This window comes from Bacillus sp. JJ1532, assembly GCF_036965085.1.
Classification (GTDB): Bacteria; Bacillota; Bacilli; order Bacillales; family Cytobacillaceae; genus Cytobacillus.
On sequence record NZ_JBALOW010000003.1, the window covers coordinates 34,506 to 59,697 of the forward strand.

The 25,192-nt window shown below is 39.1% G+C and carries 14 protein-coding genes and 1 pseudogene; 14 read left to right on the forward strand and 1 reads right to left on the reverse strand.

The genetic code is table 11. The annotated features are described in order from the left end of the window. The first annotated feature begins 301 nt into the window (after positions 1-301). From V7122_RS01610 to V7122_RS01675, 14 genes and pseudogenes are all read left to right on the forward strand, one after another. On the forward strand, positions 302-2,209 hold the full coding sequence (locus V7122_RS01610) for an N-acetylmuramoyl-L-alanine amidase (RefSeq protein WP_335353265.1): 1,908 nt from the start codon (positions 302-304) through the stop codon (positions 2,207-2,209). Between the two features lie 134 nt (positions 2,210-2,343). After that, on the forward strand, positions 2,344-4,287 hold the full coding sequence (locus tag V7122_RS01615) for a WD40 repeat domain-containing protein (RefSeq protein ID WP_335353266.1): 1,944 nt from the start codon (positions 2,344-2,346) through the stop codon (positions 4,285-4,287). A 455-nt stretch (positions 4,288-4,742) separates the two neighbouring features. Next, entirely contained in the window at positions 4,743-6,362 is a 1,620-nt protein-coding gene (locus V7122_RS01620; RefSeq protein ID WP_335344492.1) for a right-handed parallel beta-helix repeat-containing protein, read from the forward strand. 331 nt (positions 6,363-6,693) lie between these two features. Further along, positions 6,694-8,949, forward strand: coding sequence for a YncE family protein (locus V7122_RS01625; protein WP_335525606.1), 2,256 nt, complete (start codon positions 6,694-6,696; stop codon positions 8,947-8,949). Positions 8,950-9,159: 210 nt separating this feature from the next. Beyond that, positions 9,160-11,025: a bifunctional metallophosphatase/5'-nucleotidase gene (locus tag V7122_RS01630; RefSeq protein WP_335353268.1), complete on the forward strand. Its 1,866-nt coding sequence runs from the start codon at positions 9,160-9,162 to the stop codon at positions 11,023-11,025. 186 nt (positions 11,026-11,211) lie between these two features. Then, positions 11,212-12,351 carry a glucosaminidase domain-containing protein gene (locus tag V7122_RS01635; protein WP_335525607.1) on the forward strand — a complete coding sequence of 380 codons (1,140 nt, stop codon included), beginning with the start codon at positions 11,212-11,214 and terminating at the stop codon, positions 12,349-12,351. A 343-nt stretch (positions 12,352-12,694) separates the two neighbouring features. Then, entirely contained in the window at positions 12,695-13,357 is a 663-nt protein-coding gene (locus V7122_RS01640; protein WP_335525608.1) for a hypothetical protein, read from the forward strand. A 16-nt stretch (positions 13,358-13,373) separates the two neighbouring features. Next, a complete protein-coding gene (locus V7122_RS01645) occupies positions 13,374-14,573 on the forward strand; it encodes an efflux RND transporter periplasmic adaptor subunit (RefSeq protein ID WP_335525609.1) in 1,200 nt (399 codons plus the stop codon). Positions 14,574-14,673: 100 nt separating this feature from the next. Further along, positions 14,674-18,135, forward strand: a complete 3,462-nt coding sequence (locus V7122_RS01650) for a S8 family peptidase (RefSeq protein WP_335525610.1) — start codon at positions 14,674-14,676, stop codon at positions 18,133-18,135. A 571-nt stretch (positions 18,136-18,706) separates the two neighbouring features. Next, positions 18,707-18,985: pseudogene (locus V7122_RS01655) on the forward strand (bifunctional 2',3'-cyclic-nucleotide 2'-phosphodiesterase/3'-nucleotidase); the annotation flags it as partial. Next, positions 18,983-19,561 carry an anthrax toxin lethal factor-related metalloendopeptidase gene (locus V7122_RS01660; protein WP_335344521.1) on the forward strand — a complete coding sequence of 193 codons (579 nt, stop codon included), beginning with the start codon at positions 18,983-18,985 and terminating at the stop codon, positions 19,559-19,561. The pseudogene V7122_RS01655 and the gene V7122_RS01660, both read left to right, overlap by 3 nt. A 279-nt stretch (positions 19,562-19,840) precedes the next feature. Next, on the forward strand, positions 19,841-22,315 hold the full coding sequence (locus V7122_RS01665; RefSeq protein ID WP_335525611.1) for a phosphodiester glycosidase family protein: 2,475 nt from the start codon (positions 19,841-19,843) through the stop codon (positions 22,313-22,315). A gap of 293 nt (positions 22,316-22,608) precedes the next feature. Further along, positions 22,609-23,016 (forward strand): hypothetical protein, encoded by a 408-nt coding sequence (locus tag V7122_RS01670; protein ID WP_335344500.1) that lies wholly within the window; start codon positions 22,609-22,611, stop codon positions 23,014-23,016. A gap of 409 nt (positions 23,017-23,425) precedes the next feature. Next, a complete protein-coding gene (locus V7122_RS01675; RefSeq protein ID WP_335344501.1) occupies positions 23,426-24,157 on the forward strand; it encodes a C40 family peptidase in 732 nt (243 codons plus the stop codon). Between the two features lie 173 nt (positions 24,158-24,330). Here V7122_RS01675 and V7122_RS01680 read toward each other — a convergent pair whose 3' ends face one another. Continuing rightward, positions 24,331-25,173 (reverse strand): accessory Sec system S-layer assembly protein, encoded by an 843-nt coding sequence (locus V7122_RS01680; RefSeq protein WP_335353274.1) that lies wholly within the window; start codon positions 25,171-25,173, stop codon positions 24,331-24,333. Positions 25,174-25,192: the final 19 nt, after the last annotated feature.

Below are 25,192 nucleotides of genomic sequence, written 5' to 3' on the forward strand. Positions count from 1 at the left end.
CAGGAATCTGTGAAATCAGTAAAACCTGTCCATCAAAGTGATTTATTTTACAGGAAAAAGCAAATCCAAAAAACTATCCAGCATAGTATATTTTGTGAGAGTAGGGATTAGGTGAAATTCTGACATACTGCAAAATCCACTAGAATTCACACATGACTATAGGTCCGCTAACTTTTCCCACCATATACCTAGGCAAGGAATAACCCCATATGTACTTTGGATCATTTTCCCATTTCAAGCAGGGATATGACTCTCAAGCTGGAATTCCTTCCTTATATTTTTAAATAAAGGAGGAAGAGGTATGGGGTTTTCTATGCGTAAAGTTTCAGCAACGCTCTTGACAGTTGCTTTAGCGGCTGGCTTGGTTGTTCCATCTGGGTTCATGTCGACTGCCAACGAATATGCAGCGGCTGAAAGTACCATGAATTCAGAAGCTTTGCAGCAGGCGTTCGAGAAAGCGGCAGAGGAATTTAAAGTCCCGCATAATGTTTTAATGGCAGTCGCCTACAATCAGTCTCGGTGGGATCATTACAAAGGACATAGCGAGGTTGGCGGTTATGGGGTGATGAACCTTGTTCAGATTGATGGAGACGAGCTTGCTCATGGAAAGGGTGAGGATGCTGGAGCTCAAAGTGCGGATAATTCCGTAATCAACACACTAGACGAAGCCGCAAATCTAATAGGAGTTGACCCAGAAGCATTAAAGAGTGATGCAGAACAAAATATCCGCGGCGGTGCAGCCTTACTAGCCGAATACGCACGTGAAACAGCAGGAGATATTCCAACTGATTCTTCTGATTGGTATGGAGCCATCGTGAAATACAGCGGATCCGAATTCGACACCGTCGCCAAAGAATTTGCTGACGAGGTATATGCCACCATGCAAGAAGGTGCCGAAAGAACAACAATCACTGGTCAAAAAGTTAGTATGAAGGCTGAAGCAGTCACACCTAATAAATCGACAGCAGACTCCATCCCTCTACGCAATGCAAAATTCACTGGTACGGACTGTCCGAATGGACTAGAGTGCTCCTTCATCCCGGCTTTATACGAACAATTCTCCAGCAGCCCTACCAATTACGGTAACTACGATATTGCCAATCGTCCACACGATGGTCTCGACATCCGCTATATTATCATTCACGATATTGAAGGCAGCGCACAATCTGCGATTAACCATTTTAGAAATAGATCGTTTGTTAGCGCCCACTACATCCTAGATTCCGATACTGGAAAAATCACACAGATGGTTAGACCTGAAGATGTTCCTTGGCATGCGGGGAATTGGTACTTCAATATGCATTCCATCGGCTTTGAGCATGAAGGATTTGCCGCCAAGGGAACAGAATGGTACTCCGAACAAATGTATCGCTCCTCTGCAAAACTAGTAAAATACTTGGCGGAAAGATTTGATATTCCAATCGACAGACAGCATATTATCGGCCATGATGAAATTCCTGGATTGACTCCTGCCAGACAAGGACTGATGCATTGGGATCCAGGCGCCTATTGGGATTGGTCCCATTTCTTTAATCTCCTCGGCGAACCGATTAACCCGAGCAAAGGAGATAAGCATAGCGGTATTGTAACAATCAAACCAAATTACAACACAAATAAACCGTCCTTCACATACGCGAATCAATTACTGGAACCTCAATCTTCCAGTCTCATTCATTTATACACGGAACCGAGCTTCGAGGCCCCGCTAATTAGTGACCCTCATTTTCATAAAAGCGGAGGAAAAGGAACGACCAATCTTAATGATTGGGGCAACAAGGCAGCAATCGGGCAAAGCTATTATCAAGTAGATCAGCAAGGTGATTGGACGGCTATCGACTTTGGCGGACAAAAGGCTTGGTTCTATAATCCAAATAATAAATATACCGTTCCAGGCAACGGAATTCTCATTACTCCTAAAGAAGGGCTAGATTCCATTCCTGTCTATGGTGCCGCCTATCCAGAACAATCTGCCTATGATGGGACAGGGATAGCAGAATCGGCAAGGGGGATTGCAGATCCACTCTATCAAATTCCAAAAGGCCAATCCTATGTCGCAACTGGACCGATTCAATCAGATTACTACCATGCGAAAATCTTTAATGATCCTTCTACAAACCAAGTCGTAAAAGGTCAGGATGAATATTATCAAATCTACTTTAATCATCGTTTGGGATTTGTAAAGAAGAGTGATGTGGATGTAGTGAATTAATAGAAATAGAGGATGCCCCAGAGGAAAACTTTGGGGCATTTTTTATATTAAGTCAGTATATTGGAAAAAGTCGGTAACTCCTTCGTGTTTTATAGTAAAATATGACTATCACAAATGGAAGAGGGAAAATGGAAATGAAGAAGTCGCAGTTGCTATTATTCGTTTTATGTTTATTTTTAATCTTATCCCCTTTTGAATTAGGGAAAGTTTCAGCAAGTTCTCCTAAAAAAATCACCAAGATCGGCAAACCGATTACAAATAGCACAGCCATAACGGCTACATCCGGAAATGATGCCAATGGGAATGCCCTTATGTATATCGTTTTACAAGGGGAGCCAGCCCAGTTAGTTGTTTTTGATATTTTTACGAAAACGATGGTGGACCAAAAGCCTTTGGCGGGTTCGACAAGTGGCTGGGCCATTCAAACGGATGGGAAGGGTGAGGTTTGGATTGGAGGCACGCCTTCAAACAAACTTTATAAATATCAGCCCAATCAAAAAAAGCTGACGGATCTTGGGAAGGCAACGAGCGGCAGCACCTCGATTCATGATATTGAAGTTGATAAAAATGGGAATATCTATGGAAGCACCTCCTATGAGGGCGGGCTTTTCAAATACAACGGCGGAAAGTTCGAGAATCTGGGACAAGCATCAAAAGGAAAAACAATTGGGCGAAGTCTTGCATATGATCCTTCCACCGATACGATGTTTGTTGGCGTAGGGGCCAATGCCGATTTGATTGCCTGGAATTTAAAAACAAATACAAAGAAATCCATTTTGCCTGATTCATATAAGAAGAGCATCTCTTCTATTTATGATCTGGATCAAGCTGGGGGAGTGTTGTTTGCCAAGCTAGAGAAGCAGGATAAGATTCTCATGTTTGATGCCAAGTCACTGAAGTTCAAGGGTGAGCTAAAGGCGAAATCAAGAGGGGTTTCGAAACTGGCTCCGAACGGGAAGGATGTTTATTTTACTAATGATTTTCACCTGCAAAAGCTTGAGTTATCCACTGGAAAAATAACACCATCCAAAAGGGCCTTGCAGGGGACAGAGGCGGTTTCACTTGACTTTGTGAAGCAGGGAACGAAAATGTTTTTAACTGGATTGTTAGGAAATACCGGAACTTTCTTCACCTATGACTTGGGGAAGGAGGAACTAGTGGTGGATCGTTTTCCTCTTCCGGCTCTTGGGGTACCGATATATAATTTAGCCGCTGGTCCGGATGGCAATATTTATATTAGCAGCTATGTTTCGGAGAAAATGGGTGTATATCAGCCGGGTGCGGATTCCTTTTCAACCATCCAAAAGGTTGGTCAAGTGGAAGGTTTCGCAGCGGTGAATGGCCGATTTTATATGGGTGTCTATCCTGGCGGGAATATCAATGAGTTGATGATGTCTGGCACTCCTAAAGTACAGCCTTTAAAGACGATTGGCAACGGACAGGACCGGCCGGTTACGATGACAAGTGCACCGGGAACCTCCTATTTATACATCGGTACTCATCCTAGAAATGGTGAAGCGGGAGGCAGTTTAACCATTTATGATACGGGCAAAAATAGCCTGTCAGTAAGAAGAAATATAGTGAAGGATCAAAGTATTATTTCCCTAACTGCCCATCAAGGCTATGTATATGGGGGCACCTCCATTTTTAGCGGTAAAGATTTGGAGGGCAAGCAAAATGCGGTTTTCTTCCGATTAAAGAGCAAATCTCCTGGCGGAAAAATAGAAATTCTGCCACTAGGCATTAAGAAGCCCCGAATGATTCATGCTCTGACAGCAGATGACAAAGGGAGGGTATATGGATTATCAGATGGCAATTTCTTTGCTTATGATCCGCATAAGAAGAAAACGCAAACGGTTAATGTCGTCAAAAATACGAGCGGCCGTTTCCGAAATGGCACGCTGGTGATCGGAAATGATCAATATATTTACGGAACAGTGGAAAATACACTATTTAGAGTCCACCCAGGCACGTTTAAATTGGAAATCCTTCATAAAAATGGTGCAGAAAGACTAACAAAGGGACTGGACGGGGTTATTTATTTTACGAATAAGGATGAGTTGTGGAAAATCGAATAAGTGTTGAAGCTGGATATAAGCCTATCAGTCTAATATAGATTGGTAGGCTTTTATCGTATTTTTTAACGATAAAATGTAAGTTGGCTGACAAAGTGCCTAATTTGGCTGATAAACTATCAAAATTGGCTGATAAACCATCCAAATTGACTGATAAAGTCCTTTTTAACATTAAATGAGACTACTATTTCTGATGAAAGGCAACGGAAACGGCAAAATAGAAAAACCTGTAAGTGGGGCTCTTACAACTCATTAATCTACAATATTATTTTATGTACGAGGGTACCTGCACTAGCGTTGACAGAAAATTATAATAAACTGTTGTAGTGAACTTTATTATTTCGAATTTACATTAAGAGGAGGGGTGATGCCTGGAGGGCAAGTCAGGCGTGTTAGCAGCCTATAAGGACTCTTTTGTTCACTTTTGATAATGATATTAATTATGTGGAGTGGTTGTGATGTCGATACGGTATACATCTAATGGTTCTACAATTGTTATTAACACAATGTTTCCAGCCAATGGAACAAATGATTTAACACTTGACCTGCAAGAAGCATTTGATCATGTAACTGATGGTGGAACAATCATAATAGATCAAGGTATTTATAAAGTAAGCAAAAATGTGAATTTGACAGGTTACCCTAATAATGACCAACCATGCTTATTGTTAAGAAATAAAAAGAATGTTCGAATAGTTGGCTATGGAGCAAAACTATGGGTTGATCAGCATGCACAGGGTATTCTTGAAATCCAATTATCATCTAACATAATAGTTGAAGGATTGGAAATAGCAGGCTATGGACAATTTCCAGCAATTGACACAACTTCTGTTGGGTATACGGGATATGGAGAAAAAGGTACTGCTAATGGTGGATACTACACTTCTGGTTTTTGGGGGTATTATAAAAATAACAGCCTAGATACTTCAACAAGAAAAACTCACGCATCAATCAATAATGGACGACCATGGGGATTATTTGGAAATGGTGGATTTATTGGAAACGTCTCATATGGTATTTTAATTCATAATGGCTCTAAAAACATTAAACTTTATAATCTAGACGTTCATGGATTTAACTATGTTGGTATTGGTATAGGTCATAACGGCAACTTTGTTCCGAAAGACTTAAGATATAACGACTCTAAAGATATTCTTATTCAAAATTGCTATGTTCATGATAATTATGATGCCAACATACACGCTTTAGCGGTAGATGGAGTTCAAATCATGAATTGTATAAGTGAAAGAGCTGGACATCCTGATTCTCAAATCTCACATAGATTTATAGACCCGGGTTATGGTATTGCATTGAGAGGAACTAATTGGAGTGAGGCTAAAAATGTTATTGTCCAAGGTTCAATCTTTAGAGATAACAAAAGAAAAGGGATTGATAGTCATACTGGAATTGGAATGATATTTACAGACAATATTATTGAAAATTCTTATGCTTGTGGGATTTTTGCTAAATGGGGTCATGACCTACAACAAAGTCAAGATATTATTATTAAAGGAAACAAGATAACAAACTGTAGTGCTAATGGAACAGGTTTAGGAGCAATAATGGCTGGCGGGTATAGACCTGGTTATTCTCGTGAAAAAATTCAATTGAATGCTATTATTTCTGATAACTTAGTGAAAAATTGCGGAGCAACAGATTCTATTATTGATGTAGATGTATTTGATGGTTTGACGATTACTGGAAACCAAATTATTGGTGTTGATTCAAGAACGGTGGATACAAGTTTTTACGGTATTAGAGTTGGTTCTTCTACTTCTTCTCAAAAATCATATTCTTTAAATATTTCTAATAACACTATTGATGCTAAGGGTGCTACAGCATTGCAGCGTGGTATTCAAGTTTCAAATGTTGAAGATGGACAAGTGAATGGGAATATTATTAAATTAGAACATTCTAAATCAAACATTGGTCTATATTCTATTAACAACGGAATGGTGAATTTCATTGGTAATATCGTGAGAATGGGTTCTGCTGGTACTCCCATTGCAATTGCTCAAACTACCGGTTATAAAGCAGGTAATATATCTAGTGGTGGAAATATAGCAAATATTTTATAAAAGGGACTTTATCCCTTTATAAAAATATAGAAAAGCATATTTTACGAATAAGGATGAACGTGGAAAATTGAAAAAGTGTTGAAGGTAGATATAAGCCTATCAGTCTAATATGGATTGGTAGGCTTTTTTTGGCGATAAGATGAAAGCTGGCTAACAAATGACTATATTTGGCTGATAACCTACCAAAATTGGCTGACATATCACTAGAATTGGCGAAAAAGTATTAGATCTGTCATATAAACTACATTTTGTACCAATAATTGGCACAAGAATTTAAAATTTTAGTAAGGTAAGATGAATCTAATACATAGGATTTATTGGAGGAGTATATGTGAAACGCATCTTTGTTTTACTGTTAGCAATTACTTTGATTACACCTATTTTCCAAAGCCATTCTGCTTCAGCAGCAGACCCGTGTGCTCCTTATAAAGGCATGAAGAAGGTTTTTTGGGATGGAATCGAATTAAAAAAGGGACAAATTGGACGTCTACACACTGTGAAGAGTACGCCGCTGTTTTTTTACAATGGGGATAAGAAAATTATTAGTCACAACTTGAATCCGAAAGGAACGTTCCGGATTTATTCTTTTCGGCCGGGGACGCTAGGAGTTGGAGGCGGTTATTATGTTGATCGTGACAGCAGAGTTCGATATGAAACTCCGAGCAAAGCTAAGCTTCAAGCTCAAGCATGTGTATACCGCACACCGGCACCCCCTTTAACGGACTATGATCGGCTAAAAAAGGAGATTGTCAATTTAGAATTAGCAATCAAGAACAATGAGAGTCAAGCGCAAATAGAAGAGAAATCTAAACGCATTCAGACGATGCTGGACTCTATCAAGTATAAACCAAACACGGCTATTAAGCCGCTCTTAGATCGTTTGAAAACGTTGAGCAAAGGATATGTGACTCTCGCTGAGTGGGAAGTAGCACCGAAGAATTTCAACTTTGATAAAATGTTGGTAGATGAGAGCAGGGGATATTTATATGTAAGTGCTTATCAAAAGCTGTATGTTTTGTCAACAAAGGATTTAAGCATGATAAAGGAATTTTCCTATGATACAGGATGGGGAATGCAGCTATATAATGGGAAAGTCATACTAGGTGGGTATCCAATGCGGGCGGTTGACCCGGTAACGGAGAAATCAGAGTATCTTGAGGCATTGGACGGTACGCCGATTCAAGCCCAACGATTTATTATTAGTAATGATCATATTTACTATGCGCCTAAAAATGGAGCTACAGAGATTCATGATTTTGACATGAAATCGAGAACAGTTAAGGTCATCAGCAAAAAGGAGAATCCAGAAGACTACATATTTAATTCCAATATAAAACTATCTATTGATCCCATTAAAAAAATATTATATGTCAGCAATTCTCATGTGAAAGCCATTGATTTAAGTACATATAATATTCTTTCGGAGGATAATTATCGCCCAGGATTTTGGCCATCGTGGGATGCAAGTAATATTTGGGATAATGGAGAGCTTATTATTGATGGTTTCAAAATGAATCCAACGAATTTGAAGGATATTATCGGAAAGTATGTGGATGGCTTCGAACCTGTTAGTCTAGTAAAGGGGAAATATGCGATTGGCGGTTCGTTCATATATGACCGTGAATCCTTTGTCCCTTACCGCTCAATGCCAACCTCTCGATATGAAGAAGTATCGGTTGATTCTTCTATGAATTTATACGCTTACAATAGTGAAGAGGGGATGTTAAGGAAATTAAAATTAAACATTCTTCCGATTCATTTGCCAGCTTTTCAAAATGGGCTTAATAAGCAACTTCAATTTGAAAAGGCGATAACAGATTGGGAATATGATCAGAAAACTAATAAAATATATGCTTTGTCAATCAGTGAAAATAAACTATTCTATATAAATGCAAGTACCATGAATGTTGAGAAAGAGATTTATATTGGTTCGAGGCCTTGGGAGCTTGTAGTGAATGGAGATTCCATTTATGTGTCATTAGAGGGTTCCCATCGTATTGCCGTAGCAAGTACAGACCCAACTAAGCCGATTTCGTATATATCTGTAACTGATAGACCAAGTGAAATAGAGGTAGGAAAAAACTATATCTATTATAGTCATAATAATTATTATGTTTCTGCCTATGATCGGCGAAATGGACAAACTGTTGAGGCGGCAAACATTTACAGGGCAAATTTAAAGCTTGACCAAAGCAGAAACGTTCTTTACATGCAAGATGATACTTCAGGTGGATCTATTTACGCATTCGATGCCGATACGTTTCAAGAAAAGAACAAATTGAATTTTGATACGTATCCAGGTGTTTTTGAAATGTTTGTTGACGGGAATTATTTATACACAGGAAGGAATCGGATAAATTTAGATTTGTCTAACCGTGTGAAGATTTTAGATGAGGTTATTTTATATGTTGGAAAAAATCATATTATTACGACTAATGGGTATTATGATAAAGCGACTCTAGCCAAGCAAAAGAAATTCACCTTAGAAATCCATTCAGCTGCGATGAATGCAAACAATGAAGTGTTTATTTTGGATAAAGATCAAACTAGGTTTATAAAATATAATAGTGTTAAAGAAATATGGTAATCTTCAAAGGCGGATGGATTTTTCCATTCGCCTTTTTGTCTGCTTTCAGCGTACTTTTTTCATTAATCAAACGTTTAATTAAAACTAATCAAACGTTTAATTAGACAGATTTATAGGCAGAAAATACTAATTTTACAAATGGTTTACCATAAATTAATAATAATCATATATAATACTATGGAAGTAGTAAAAACTAATAGGAGGTAAGCCATGCAAAGGTTGAAAAAGGGTTTTGCTGTATTAGTTTCATCGTTAGTAGTTTGGTCCGGGTTTGGAGGACAGTTTCTCGTTAACGCGGAAGGAACTGCGAGTGCGGACACAAAGAAAATTACGATTTTGCATACGAATGATTCACATGGCCGCGTAGTGGAAAGCAGCAGTGATGGAATGGGGTTTGCAAAGATTTCAACGTTGGTTAAGCAATTCGAAAGTGAAAATCCGAATACGCTTTTATTAGATGCGGGAGATACCTTACACGGAACAACTTTTGCCACACTTAGTAAAGGGGAAAGCGTTGCGGAAGTGATGAACAAAGTTGGCTATGATGGCATGGCTGCAGGTAACCATGATTTTAACTATGGGTATGAGAGACTGCTAGAATTAGAAAAGAAAGTAGTTTTCCCAGTTTTAAGTGCGAACGTTCGTAAAGCGGATGGCTCATTGCTATTAAAGCCTTATGTTATTAAAGAAGTGGATGGCATAAAGCTAGGGATTTTTGGCTTATCCACTCCAGAAACACATTATAAAACTCACCCTAAGAATGTTGAGGGTTTAACTTTTACTGATCCGGTTGTTGAAGCTCAGGCAATGGTAAAAGAATTAAAAGGTCTAAATGTTGATATGATCGTTGCTGTGACACACTTAGGGATTGATGAGTCCAGTACTGATACATCTATTAAAGTAGCAAAAGGTGCACCTGGAATCGACTTGATTGTAGATGGTCACAGCCACTCTACTCTTGTAGAGGGATTGCAAGGTGAAAATGATACGTTAATTGTAAGCTCAGGTGAATATACGAAAAATCTTGGTGTTGTTGAGTTAACATTTGAAGGCAAGAAATTAACTGGCAAAAAAGCAAAATTAATCAAAAAAGAAGAAACAGCTGATGTAAAACCAGATCCAGAAGTGGAGAAGGTAATTAAAGATATTCAAGCAGCCCAAGAAGAAATTTTATCAGAAGTAATCGGAAAGACAGCAGTGAAGCTTGACGGCGAACGTGAACAAGTACGTACAGGCGGAACGAACCTCGGTAACCTGATTACAGATGCGATGGTCGATATGACCGGTGCAGAGGTAGCAATTATGAACGGCGGCGGTATCCGTGCATCCATCGATGAAGGAGATATTACGAAAGGTGAAGTCGTGACAGTATTGCCGTTCGGAAACTACATCGTTACGAAGAAGTTAACAGGAGCGCAACTTAAATCCAGTCTTGAAAATGCAGTCAATTCATATCCTGAATCCAAAGGTGCCTTCCCGCATATTAGCGGTCTGACATTTGCCATTGATACAGCACAAAAAGTGGGCGAGCGTATTCATTCTATGAAAATTAACGGGCAGCCTGTCGATATGAATAAACAATATGTTGTTGCAACAAATGATTTCATGGCTGCAGGCGGTGATGAGTATACTTCCTTTAAAGACAGCCCAATCGAAAATGAGTTCCCTGCTCTTGATGAAGCCCTAATTGCTTATATCCAAAAGCTTGGAACAGTTAACACGAAATATGAAGCCCGTATTGTGGCAAAGCCAGTTGAAAAAGAAGAACCAAAAGAAGAACCAAAAGAAGAAACAAAACCAGCTCCAAAAGTTTACTGGGATGGCCTATTAATGAAAAAAGGTCAAATTGGCCGTGTGATCATTGAAAAGCCTATCAATCTATGGAAGAAAGATGCAAACAACAAGCTTACTTTTGTTCGTGTCTTAAACCCAGGTGAAAAATATCGAGTATACAACTATGACAGCCAGAACTTCGGCCAGTACGGAGTTGGCGGCGGCCATTATGTAACGAAGATGGAAGGGTTTGTTAAATATGAAACACCTTCTAAGAAGAAATTGGCGGAATTGAATAAGTAAAGTTTAGTAAAAAGCGGAGGCTGTAGTTGGCTCTCTGCTTTTTACTTTTTTAAGGGGAAATGGAAAAACAAGATAAATAGTCTAAATTTACCTATTTTAATAAAACTCCAATTCCCTTTTACTGCTACTGTCAAAAGTGTAAGATAGTAACTATGAACTAAAAAAAAGTTTTTAAGGGAGAAAGTGATGAAAAAAGTTTATGTTTTGCTGTTTGTTTTACTGTTAAGCTTCGTCTCATATGCTCCGGTACAAGCTTCTGATGAAAAGGTATCTATTAGCGGCAGCTCCATTTTAACCGCGAAACAAATGGGTGATTTTGTCCTATTAAAGTATCCTGAACCTAAATTAACGACTGTTGATATTTATAGATTAGCAGATTTATATATATCTTTAGGTCGCCAAGAGGGGATTCGCGGGGATATTGCTTTTGCCCAAGCCATTCTGGAAACAGGCTATTTTCAATATGGGAAGGATGTTCTGCCTGAGCAGAATAACTACTCCGGGATTGGGGCCGTTGGGGGCGGTGCACAAGGGGCTCATTTCAACACGCCTGAGGAAGGGGTAAGAGCTCAGATTCAGCATTTGAAAGCCTATGCAAACAACGAACCTCTCGTTACAGAAAAAAACGATCCGCGCTTTGATTATGTAAAGAGGGGGATTGCTCCTTACTGGACAGATTTGAATAATCGCTGGGCCGTGCCGGGAGAATTTTACGGCGAGCGGATTCTTGCTATTTTTTCAGAGATGAAGAGTATTAACTTGGAAATTCCAAATGTAGGGAGTCAATGGACATCCAAGCTCCCAGCTGCTGCCGTTTATTTAAAAGCGGATATGCCGCTCATCAGTCCTGATGGATCAGTGGCCAAAATGCTGAAAAAAGGGTACTCATATAAAGTGTTTGGAACAATAGGAAACAACTATAATTTGGGCGGTAATTATTATATTCCCGCTAACAGCAGTAAAATGAGTGTCTATATTGGAAGATTGCATATTAAAAATAAAGATATTAATCTATACCGCCCAGATGGCAAAGTTCATCGGAAGTTAATTCCAGGTGAGCTCATTAAAGTGTTTAGTTTTGATAACAATGCTTATTATGTGGGCGGAGGCTATTATATTCAAAGGAATGCAGGGGTTTCTTTTTATAAAGGAACGATTCAAATCACTGCCGATAGCCCGCTCTACGCTTCTAATGGAAGTGTAGCGAGAACGCTTAAAAAGGGTCAAGTATTTAGAGTCTATGCGATCCAAGATAATAAGCTGGATCTAGGCGGCGGTTACTATTTAAACTATGATAAGCAAAAACAGTCTTATACGAATCATTAATTCATTAGAGACCACTGGGCTTTTGCCAGTGGTTTATTTTTTATTTAAAAAATGGATTGGCTGTAAACCCCCGGAATTGGCTGATAACGTACTTGAATTGGCTGACAACCTGCTCGATTTAGCTATAGACCTCACAAATAGGCCGACAACGCTCCCCAATTTGCTGCCAAATTAGTATAATAGGCCACAATCTCCCCATTCGACTAAATAAATCCTACAAAATGTACCAGAAGTAGTAGTTCTGTGATTATATACCCAATTATTTCAAACTATGGGGTTATTAGGGGAATTATTTCTGCTAGTAAGCTAGAATGATAGATAGATAAAATTTGGAGGTACGCCCATGGTTTATTACGTGCACCTATTGAAGGGACTTCTGGCCCCGAACACATTCTCCTATCAAATCATGAGGGCAGAGACGATAAGAGGGTTGTGGAAAAAGGCTATTTTGCTAACCGTGATAAGTATGATTCTGTTTACGCTTAGCGGCTATTTGGGAATCGGGTTGGATTTCCTGACAAAAGAAATAACAGATTTAAGCAGGCAAGAATTTGAAATGAAGAAACTTTTTGCCATAGTTGGACGTCTAATATGGGGAATGATCTTTTCAATGCTAGTCCTTTTTGGATTTTCTGTGATCCTTTGGGCCATTCTCGATATGTCTTATAAGAAAATAGTCATTGTTCAGCAATTTGTACTTTGTATTCTTTTATTGGAAAAAGCCATATTTCTGCCATTTCATATTTGGCTTGGAATTGGTCCGGAGGCTTCTCCTTTTTCCCTTGGCGTCATAGCTGCCTACTTAACATCCAGCAGTATTTTAGTATATTTTTTCTCCCATCTATCACTTTTTACTGTTTGGGTGATTTTTTTCCAATATAAGGCGTTAAAAGGTTTGAGTGAAAGAAGCCCGAAGACAATCCTGCTCACGATCATTCTCGCTCATCTATTCATTTGGGTTGTGTCTGCCTTGTTATCCTATCTTGAGATTGAGAAGCTCATTTAAGGCGGGGGTGATACGGATGAAGAAACGGATCAAAATGATTTTAGCAGCGGGTGTTTTCCTATTAGTAGCGGGTAATTTGTTTTTAATAGTAAAAGATCATTCAAAAATTGAACGCTCTGCCTTTATTAAAAGCTATTCAATGGCAGTTGAAAAAGACATCAAGGAAACTCTACATAAAAAAGGGATTGTGGCCCCTCTGGAAGACTATCATTATTATTATGATCAAAAAATGGGAGTATTTAAGCAGTTTTTTGTAAAGAAAGGAGAAACAGTTGAAGTTGGCACCCCGCTATACGAGTATATTTCTGCTGACTTAGAAGCGGATATGGCGAGGATTGAAGCGGAGAAAACCAAAATTGAAAATCAAATCGAAGTAGTAGAAAGACATATAACTGAGCTCCGCTATTACAAGGATTCCTTACATTTTGATGAGGAAGAAAAGGCTGTTGGGCTTTCCATTTTACATAGTGTCGAGCAGGATATTTATGAAAAAGAATTGCAGGCTGACTTGTTAAGACAGACAGCTGATAAGCATGAGCAGGAGCTGCAGGATATACAAGCGAATGAAGGGGAAATAACAGTTGTCAGTGATTTTGAAGGGATCATTAAAGAAATCAATGTGGGACTGCATAACCCGCTAATCACGATTAGTTCAGCTATCCCAACGATTGAAGGGCTATTAAATGAGGAAGAAAGGGTTAAGGTTGAAACCGGGATACCGGTCGTCATTTCTTCTAAACATATTAATGGTAAAGGGATGCTAACGAAAGCTGACAAATTACCAGATTACGTCCAATCAGAAAAGGAAAGTCTATACCCATTTTCAATTCAGATGGATGATGAGGTCCCTGACCTGCTTCAAGGATCCCATGTCGAGGTCACATTAATTACAAAAGAAGTAAATGGGGCAATCATGGTTCCGAAGCAAAGTATCATCAAACAGAAGAAGAAGTCCTTTGTCTGGGTTATTACATCAGGCGGAATCCTGGAAAAACGAGAAATCAAGACTGGAATCGCGTCAGGCAATAAACTACAGATCGAATCAGGGGTTGAAAAGGGAGAGCTCATCGTAAACAATCCTGCTTCAATACAACAAGGAGAAGGCCCCAAAATCATGACTCCTCTGAATCTATCAAACATAGAACGGTCTGAAATCGAGCAAATGAGAAAAAAGCATATTTTTAAACATATAGTAAAAGGAATTTTAATAAGATAGAGGTAGTTGTCGAATTTCATAAAAAGTTTGGTCATGGTAATTGTTGCTATTTTTTTACAGGTATAGGTACTATAGGGTTATAAAAGAGAAGGGGGATCATATGAAGAAATGGGTTAGGAATGCATTTACAATTACTGTTGGGCTTGGTTTGTTCTCTAGTAATCTAGGACCTTCGATGATAGCATCGGCGGAGTCTCCTAAACAATTACAGAATGTCTCGGCTATTCAAGTGAACAATCCTCAGCTGCAAAGCAAGCTCGACCAGTATAAAGAAAAGGCTTTGAGTGAAGATACATTCATTATTAAATATACTAAGCCTTTGACTCCTGCCGAGCATAGAATGGCAGGCGGAACACTTGTTACGAATATACCAGCCTTAAATTATGCCGTAGTAAAGGTAAAGAATAAAAAAGATTTGCAAAAGGTCATGCAAAAGTATAAAGGCCTAAGCCATGTGAATTCAGTCAATCCAAGTGCGATGTACAAGCCTTTAAGTTTGCCCGATCCGAAGGTGAACGAGCAATATCACATTGGCTTGCTTAACTTAAATCAAGCCCATAAGCTGGCTGGCAAGCATACGGTAACGGTTGCTGTCATTGACCAAGGGGTTGATACGCAGCATCCGGAATTAAAGGGGAAACTTCTCCCAAGTTATAATGCCGTAAACCCGATGAATCAAGGCACACCTGATTACCATGGGACGCATGTGACAGGGATTATTGCAGGTAATAAAAATAATGGAATTGGCGGCTTTGGGGTCAATCCGAATGTAAAGATCCTTCCTATTGACGTTTTTGATCGCAGTTGGGGCGCTTATGACTATTCGATTGCCCAAGGGATTTTGCATGCGGTAGAAAAGAACGTGAAAGTGATTAACATGAGCTTAGGTGGACCGATGAAGTCGCCATTAATTGAAGAAGCGATCAAAAAGGCATTAGAGAAAAATATTACGATTGTCGCTGCTGCCGGGAATACAGGGGATACAATGGTTAGTTATCCTGCAGCATTCGAGGGAGTTATTAGTGTCGGTTCAGTCGATAAATCTAAAAAACTCTCAAGCTTTTCGAGTTATGGCCCGTCCGTAGATGTTGTCGCACCTGGTGATGAAGTATACGCTCCAATCTATGAACCTGAGAAATTATCAAGCTTCCGTGAAATGAGCGGTACATCGATGGCCTCTCCGATGGTGGCTGGAGCAGCTTCACTGCTTTTATCAAAGCATCCAAACTTAACGCCATCACAGGTGGAATATATTTTAGAGCATACAGCACAAGACCTTGGTGACCCTGGGTTTGATATTAAATACGGAAATGGACTTGTCAATCCAGTCGCTGCCCTTAACTTTGATATTAAGAAGCTTCCTTCCTTTACGAGCAAGCCTTGGACTGATAAGGAAATTGAAGAAAATGCAGCCCCTGTAGATTTAGCAAAAACGAGCGAAGTCAAGGGAGCCATTACGAAGCCATTCGAAGAGAAGTGGTATTCGGCTGAAGTGAAAAAAGGAGAGTATATCCAATTTTCTTTAGAAGGGTCTAAACAATTTGATTACAAATTAATGCTTAACCTTCAATCACAAGAGGGCAAAGATAAGCTCGAAGTGAACCATGTGATGGACGGGAAGACTGAAGGGAAATTGTATAAAGTTCCTTATTCCGGAACCCTTTCATTCGGTGTGAAAGATGTCAATGGAAGCTATGATGATTCAAATAAACAGCAATCCAAATACACACTATCCGTTAAAAAGCACCCAGTTCTTCCAGCAGATGAATCTACCTTCGATGAACCAATTAAAATCGAGCTGCCATACGATACATCAAAAGAAAAGTATACTTTAATTGGTGAAGAAGGGGACAATGATTATTTTAATTTTACTGTTGAGGAAGAGCAGGTTGTTAAAATTGACCTGTCAGGAATACCGGGAGTGGATACAAGTTTAAGTGTTTACGAGATTTTCAAGATGCCTCCGCCTGAAGAAGGAGGAATGGAAGTCGAATTCGAGCTTCCTGCTTTAAAGGAAGACGAGCGTGATCCGAACTTCTATGCCAATAATAAAGGGAAGAGCGAAGGCGAATCCTTATCGTTTTTGGCACAGCCAGGAATGGACTATTCAATCAAAGTCTCAAATAAAGAAAGCAATTACTTTGGGATTTTCGACTTTTTCTTTAACTGGGGAATGATTGAAGAAAAGCAAACCCCTGAATCATCAGCTATTCCGTACGAGCTGAAGGTACAAGGAAAAGTTCTTCCGCCAGACGAAGATTCATTGCCAATGATGCATGTCATGGATGAAGACAGCTCGATTGAGAAACAGAGAGAGCTTCTATTAATGGAACAGCCAGCAGAAGAATTTGACTATGTTCAGATGATTAAGGATGGTGCACAGCCTTATAATATCAACGATGAAGCGACAGGTTATTTGCAAACATTGGAGGATGAGGACTGGTTCAGCGTCACACCTGAGGAAAACGGAATTTACGAATTCTCTTTAGAGGAGAATAATGCAACTGTACCGATGTTTGGAATCTACCAAGTAAGAACAGAGAAAGATCGTGATGGAAAAGAATTCTCCTATATGGAGCAGATTACATCAAATGAATATTCCTTCTGGATGAATGGCCGCTTGGAAAGCCGTTTATTCGCTGGATTCAAAAAGAATGAAACCTACTATATTAAAGCAAATACAAACTACTATAATGGGGCCATTTCTTTTGATCCATATAAGTTTACTTCAAAACTGACTGTGAAAAATCCTCAGGATAAATATGAGGATAATGACAAAATGGAAGAGGTTAAAAATCTCCCAGCAAATGTGATTGAAGGTAACTTCTCTATGCCATATGACCAGGATAATTTCTATTTTGAAAGCAAGCATGACGAAATTTATGGCATGACATTGGAAAGAAAGCAGGTTAGCGATCAGTTCAAGGCTCAATATCCGAAAGAGCTGATCAGTCCTTTCTATGGAATGTTTGTCGTTTACGAGGATACGAACAAAAACCGCAAGCTTGATGATGAAGAAATGAGAACGGGCCAGTACTTAGAAAAAGGAGCCATGTCCGGTAAGACCTTTGGTTCTTTCAAAACAGAAAAAGGCAAAAATTATATTTTCTCAGTATCTGCCTATTTCGAATGGCCAAATACCTTCTCGCTTCTCCCGTACGTGTTATCGATCAATCCTGTAAACAAAAATGACGAGGACAAAGGCTCTGTTGTTAAAAACAATATTCCATCTAAGCCGATTGCCCTCAAAACCGTTTCCGCTAAGCATCAGCAAGCGGTTGGCCATTTAAATGCAGGAATCCCTTACGGAGATGAAGACTGGTACGTACTCAAGCTAGATAAAGCGGCTAAAGGTAAAATTGAGCTTCAATCCGGTATAGAGATTGATGGCGTCATCTCTCTATATAAAGACGGAAAGCTCGTGGCCACAGCCGATTACTACCCAGAAGGGGATAACGAAGTTCTTAACTTTAACTTAACAAAAGGTACCTATCACATTAAGGTTCGTGACGTGAACGGCAATGCCACGTTAACTCCATATACTTTGAATGTTTATAAATAAGTAATCAGGGCCAGCTCATTTTGAATAGTGGGCTGGCTTTAATTTTTGTAGGGGCTGCTTGATAGATAGATGTGGGTTGACTGAAAGTTTAGTGGAGATGGTCGTGAAAATGTGAATTGGCTGATAAATTGGTGGAGTTGGTCGTCAAAATGTGAATTGGCTGACAAACTGAATAATTGGCTGATAAACGACTAAAAATGGCTGATAAACTACTAGAATTGCTGACAAACAGCATAAATGGTTGATAAATCACTAAAAATGGTCGATAAATTGCAAGAATTCACCGATAAACTAGCTTGAATTGTCAATTATCGTGTAATTTGCACGATTAACCAAGAATAGTGACAGAAAAGGTCCAAGATTTCACAAAAAATTAATGAGGTTAAACCAACAACAGCAAATTAGCACGCAAGTCACTGCCATTGGCATAAAATTTACAAGGTTTTACTAACAAATCCAAAAGGGCTATGATGCCGTCTTCATTTGAGCTAAAATAAGGCTAGTAGGGGGGATGTTTGTGAGAAGGCTTCTATTTGTTTTTGCCGCAATGATTCTATTTATTTCGATAAGCCCTGAGAAATCACAGGCTGCAACCGTATACTGGGATGGGGTGGAGTTAAAAAAAGGGCAAATTGGCCGTGTTACTGTAGTGAAGCCCATTAATCTATGGAAAAGAACGGAGAACGGCTTGCAATTTGAAAGAATTCTTCAGCAAGGGGAAGTCTACCGGGTTTATCGAATGGATGACCTTTATAGCGGCCAGTATGGAGTAGGCGGAGATTACTATATTACTAAAGTGTCTGATCATGTGATCTATGAAACCCCCTCAATATCAAAAAGAAAATTACTGGAATGCAATCAACAATGCTTAGTCGAAACGCTAATTGTTTTACCGCAGGATTCTTATGACTCAACTGCTGTTAATCAAATAAAAGGACGCCTGCAAGCTCTGCCTGAGTCTGTTTTAGTCCAGCTGCTTCAGCAAAATATTCGGATTCTGCTTGTGAATGGGCCTATAACAGAAACAAAAGAATATGCTTACTTAAAGGGAGTCATTCCACGAGGTTGGGAGAATTTGAATAAGACTTGGGATGATGTTCCTGGCATTGGAGGAAATAAAACGGTTGTCGTTAGAGTTGGATATAGTGAAAAAGGGAATGGACATGGCTCTGTTAATCTTGAGTTACATGAACTAGCCCACACCATAGATAATATACTAAAAAATCATTTATCCTCTTCAGCCGAATTCAGTGCCATTTGGAATTTAGAAAAGAAAAGGCTATTCCCAAATGAAGAATATTTCACTCTATATCCAGAAGAGTATTTCGCAGAATGCTTTGCCATGTATTATCGTGACAAAGATGAAAGAAAAAGACTGCAGACTCTTGCACCGAAAACCTATAAACTTATAGAAAATATTAAATAGTATGCTCCCCTCGACTGATCGAGGGGTTTTTATTTTACCAAAAGCTATATTTTATTGATTAAAGCCTAATGTATACCTGCTCTCCATGTTATTCGTCCCGAATAAAACCCGTTCGCATGCATACATTAGCCGGTTTGAACGCCAACAATTAAGATCTTAAGCCAAAATTAGCAAAAACCAACAATATCATAGTTCAATAGTCGTTTTATGTAGTTAATTGTCCATTTTTTTGGGAAAATGTCATATAATAATAGAATAGTATAATGAAGGAGAGGAAAAATGGGGAAAAAGTGGATTATTAACTTAGCAGTTGTGGCAGCATTGATTTTTGGACTTCAATCTCCGGCTCAGGCAAGCGAACCTAAGGTATATTGGGACGGCCTGCTAATGGTTAAAGGGCAAGTAGGTAAAATTAAAGTTCTTAAGCCTATTAACCTATGGAAACGAGATGGAAATAAACTAGTTTTTACTCGTATATTAAAGCCTGGCGAGCAATATAGGGTCTATCGCTATGACAATCTTCATGGGGGTCAGTATGGACTTGGCGGCGGCTATTATATTACGAAAATAGCAGGATATGTGGATTATCGTACACCATCTAAGAAAAAGCTTGCTGAGCTTGAAGCAGCTTATGGCGGAACTACTCCAACTAAGCCTATTGGAAAGCTTTCGATCGGAGCTGTAACCGAGCAGAAATCGAAGAAAATTGCTCCTGGGGTAACGGAAACACAGCTTTCAGTCGATAGTAACCGTGGGAAACAGAAGATTTATACTGTTGAATATGATGGGAAAACAGAAAAGATAAGCTTGGAAACATCATTGGCAAATGGGCAATTATTTGGGTTTGAAACCGTTGCGAGTCAAGCAAACAAGGCACAATCGGAAGGTAAGCATGTTATTGCAGGAATCAACGGAGATTATTTTGATAAAAATGGCCATCCGATTGACTTAATGATTCAAAAGGGAAATATCGTTTCAACAAGTCAAACTCCTATCAACCAGTTAGCTGTTTTTGGGCTAACCAATGCTGGGAAACCGATCATTGGCAGTCCAGAGCTTTCACTTTCGGTCCAAATAAATGGACAAGAGCCATATAAAATTAATTCAGTAAACCGTACAAGATCAGCGAATCATCTTGTACTCTACACGCCTTCTTTTGCTAGCTCGACAAGAACGAATGAACTTGGCACAGAGGTTGTTGTGAAAATTGATGCTGGTCAGTTGAATGGGCATAGTGTTTTAACAGGTACGGTGTCAAAGGTTGTAAGTAAAGTTGGAAATGAATCCTTAAATGATGGCGAATTTGTTTTATCAGGACATCATTTTGCCAGCGACTTTTTACAAACTGTCAATGAAGGAGACAAGGTCGAGGTTACGGCTCAGTTTTCTCCAAGTGAATGGAATGATGTAACAGAGGCAATTAGCGGACGTTACCATCTTGTGAAAAATGGTGCTATTGTTCCCCAAGATGTTCCAGGTGTTCACCCTAGATCAGCCATTGGAATTAAAGCAGATGGCGGAATCGTTACAGCTGTTGTTGATGGACGCAGTACGCAAAGTACAGGTCTGACTTTACAGGAAATGGCGTCAGTTATGAAGGATCTTGGCGCTATTCATGCATTTACTTTTGATGGGGGCGGCTCATCCACCCTAGTAACAAGGGACCATGGGGATGATAAAGTCTCTGTTGTCAACAAGCCTTCGGATGGACCACCACGTTCGGTTTCAAATGCATTACTTTTTATTAGCCAATGGTTAAAAGGACCGCTTCATCAGCTTGTCGTTAACCCGGCTGACGTTACACTCTTTGCAGGGGCTACATATAAGGACTTAGGCATTACCGTAAAAGGAATAGATCAGTTCTATAATGCGGTACCGGTCACACAGCCAATCGCTTTTTCATCACCAGCATTAAAGAAACATGCAGATGGAAGCTATACAGTAGGAACATCTCTGACTCAAAGTGAAATTGCTGTTTCAGCTGGCAATATCAGCAGCAAGGTTAAGCTTAATATAATCAATACACTGGAAAGTATACATGTTGATGAGAAGGATATAATCGTTGAGAAAAATAACGTTTATACGATCCAGCCAAAAGGAATTTATAAAGGAAAAACGGTCATTACTGATCCAAATTTATTTAAATGGAGTGTCACACCAAATATTGGCACCATTAATAATAAAGGTGAATTTAAAGCTGGCGCTACGGAAGGAACAGGCACCATTACGATCAGTCACGGAGCTGTTTCTGTAAAAGTGAATGTTACTGTAGGAACACCTGAACCGATTCTGCTTGAAGGATTCGAGGGTGGCATCGCTAATTACAAAGCCTCAGGTGCCAGATACAACAATGTGAAAATTGAAAATGAAACTTCTATTGTCAAAACTGGGAAAAATTCAATCAAGCTAAGCTATGATTTTTCAGGAACAACAGGTACCTCTGGTGCTTATGTTGATGCAGTCAAACCACTTGCCATTAAAGGTGCCCCTAAGAAAATAGGTATGTGGGTGTACGGAGATGGCCAAGGACATTGGTTAAGAATGCAGCTGAAAGATGCGGATAATAAAGAAATCCAACTTGATTTTACGAAGAATTTAGATTGGACAGGCTGGAAGTATGTGGAGGCAGTTGTTCCGCAAGTGATCAAAACGCCACTAATCATTGACGTACCAGTCCGTTATATGGAAGTAGATGACGCTAATAAAAATAGTGGAATCATCTATATTGATCAGATTCAAGCTGTTTACAAGTAATCATTTTTAAAGGGGCAAATTTTCTCAATGCAGAACATGCTGGCTGTTCAATGTTTTTGCAGAGAAAAGCCCCTTTTATTTAATAAAAAAACAATAGTAATTTAAGCGGTTTAATGGGGAAGCATACAAGATATAAATGTATGGGGAGTTATAAAATTCTGACTGTGCTAAAAATTGTTATAGACATCTGTTTGATTTGTCATTTATGATATGATACGCTAGTACATGCAATCTTAATTTTGTTCCTAGTTTTAGGAAAATCCTTAAAGACCCTTTTCGTTGGAGGGAAAAGAATGTCATTTAGTTCTGAATACGATCAAATTAAAAAACAGTTTGAAAAGGATCCTCCGAAAATTATTGGGGGATATAAGCGACAAGGCTGGGCTCAGAAAACTTTAGATAAAACAGCAAATGATGATATTGAGCAAGAGCCGAAAGGGTTTGTAACGGCAAAGGCAATTCTCGAAGCTAATGATGGCAGCTATTATCCAGCTTTTTTACTGATTGACACGAAGAAAAGTGGAAAAATCAAGGACGCTTTCTTTCTTTCTGAAGTAGAGGATCAATTTCATCTCATTCCTTTAGAGCTCGCTCTAGAGTTTATTAATAAAGATGCAAGCGATTTAATGCCTTTCCGATATAAAACACTTGTAAAAATTAAAGGAGACCAATTTCAAAAAAATTGGCCGGATTTTTCCTAAACCTTCTTGGTATCAAGAAGGTTTTCCTGTTTTTGTCGGGGTTTAAGGGTAGGATATTTAAACACTTTCCAACAGCCCGCTTATCCTGTCGAATAAACATGATTACCCCCGACTATATCCCCATCTCAACCCGTGCAGTCTCATAACAATTTCCAACTGATCCTCGCACATTTAATCTCTTAAGCTTGTCTCTTCAACACTTTTACCCTGTCAAGCAATATTCATGAAAAAAATTGTCAATTATATTACCTACTTCTCTTATCCTAGTAAAATAGTCTTTTTTGTAACATGATTGTAATATAACGACTATTATTTAATAGAATTGAAACGTAAAAATGACAGAAAATAATGTAAAATCATATTAGTAAACGATAAGATATGACAATTTTCTTGAATTCAGGGGGCCAACATGAAAAAATTAGCGAAAGTCATCATCACAGCCTCATTGCTATTTCCTACCTTTTTCGGGGTTAGTCAAGCAAGTGCAGCAGAACAAAATACAAATACTAATATAATTGAATATAGTAAAAAATTCATAGGAATACCTTATGTTTATGGCGGAGATTCTACAAGCGGTTTTGATTGCTCAGGATTTTTATCCTATGTGTACAGCCACTTTGGTGTAGATCTGCCAAGAATCTCAACTGATCAATATCATGCAGGTACTGCTGTGGATAAAGAAGACCTCGTTCCTGGGGATGCTGTTTTCTTTATAACAGTTGGATCTCGTGTCTCACATTCAGGCATCTATATTGGTGATAACCAGTTTATTCATGCAGATTCAACAAATGGTATCAAAATTAGTAATTTAAATACAGAAAAGTATTGGAAGAATCGTTACGCAGGTGCTAAAAGATTCGTAGACCTTGAGTCTCCGCCAGCTCCACCGGCAGATGGAAAGTTCATGGGTCTTGATCTAAAGGAAAACCAAATCGGTGTCGTTGAAATTAAGAAGCCGATTAATCTTTGGAAGCGCGATAAGAATAATGAACTGGAAATGGTTCGCGTGCTTCAGCCAGGGGATAAGTTCCGCGTCTATACATATGATTCAAACCACGGCGGGCAGTACGGCCTAGGTGGAACCTTTATTACAGATATGAAAACACATATTGAATACCACGCACTAGATGCTAGTAAATAATAATGAGAGGTCTGAAGCTATGCTGCTTCAGACCTCTTTTTAACGTTAGTGATTATGTGTACGGTTTTCGGTAAGAAAACTTGCGCGCATATGACGGTTTTTAGAGTTAACAGATCGAAAGAAAAAAGCGCCACTGACATGGCGCTTTAAAAATAGGCGGATATTATCATCCTTTATGATTGCTTCACATCCACTTTTGCTGATTGTGGAACATACGCTTTCCATTTAGACAAATCCAAGTTCTCCTTTGTGATAGAGGACTCTGGGAAAACAAATGTCCATGGCTTGCATGTTTGACTCTTAACTTCTAAATTATCTAGCTGGAAGCCTGCTTGCGCTACCACTTCCTGAGACGCATCCTCAAATGCAAGAGGGATGTTTTCAATGAAAATACTGCGGTTGCTGGCATTGCGAATAAGTAATGTAACGGCCAGCCCTTTTCCTTCAACCATATTAGCCTCTAGCCCCATGAAATTAACTTCTCCATCCCGAAGCGGCGGAAGGTTTTTATTAATCTCTTCAAGCTTTGATTTTTGCTCATCGCTTAATGTTTCTTTCCAGCTATCCTCTAAATCAAGAGCGAGCTCGTTTACTTGCTTTTTCTTTAATTCAAATACGAGCTTCCAGCCTTTTTTCGGAATTTCCTCTACTAATTTATTGTCATTCTCGAATAGGAATCTCCATGGTCTGCTTGTGTTTGGAGGGAGTTCCCCAAATAGGTCCATTTCAAAGCCTTTTCTCGCTAGTGGTTCATTATTTTCATTAACGAGTACGAGGTCAATCACTTCAAAAGAAATTGCTTGTGGCAGTGAGCTGCTTAAGAAAGCCGTTACCACAAAGCCATCATCATATTCATATAGATTGATTCCGCTTACTGATAGCTGGTTCGGCTGAAGGCGTGAAAGCTTTTGATGATTATATTGAAATACATATTTCTCTTGAACGGTTAAATCCCAATCAGGGTGGTAGGATAGCTTCGTTTTAATACCTTCTGCCGTTTTATTTTCTTTTCCCATTAAAAAGCCACCTTTAAAA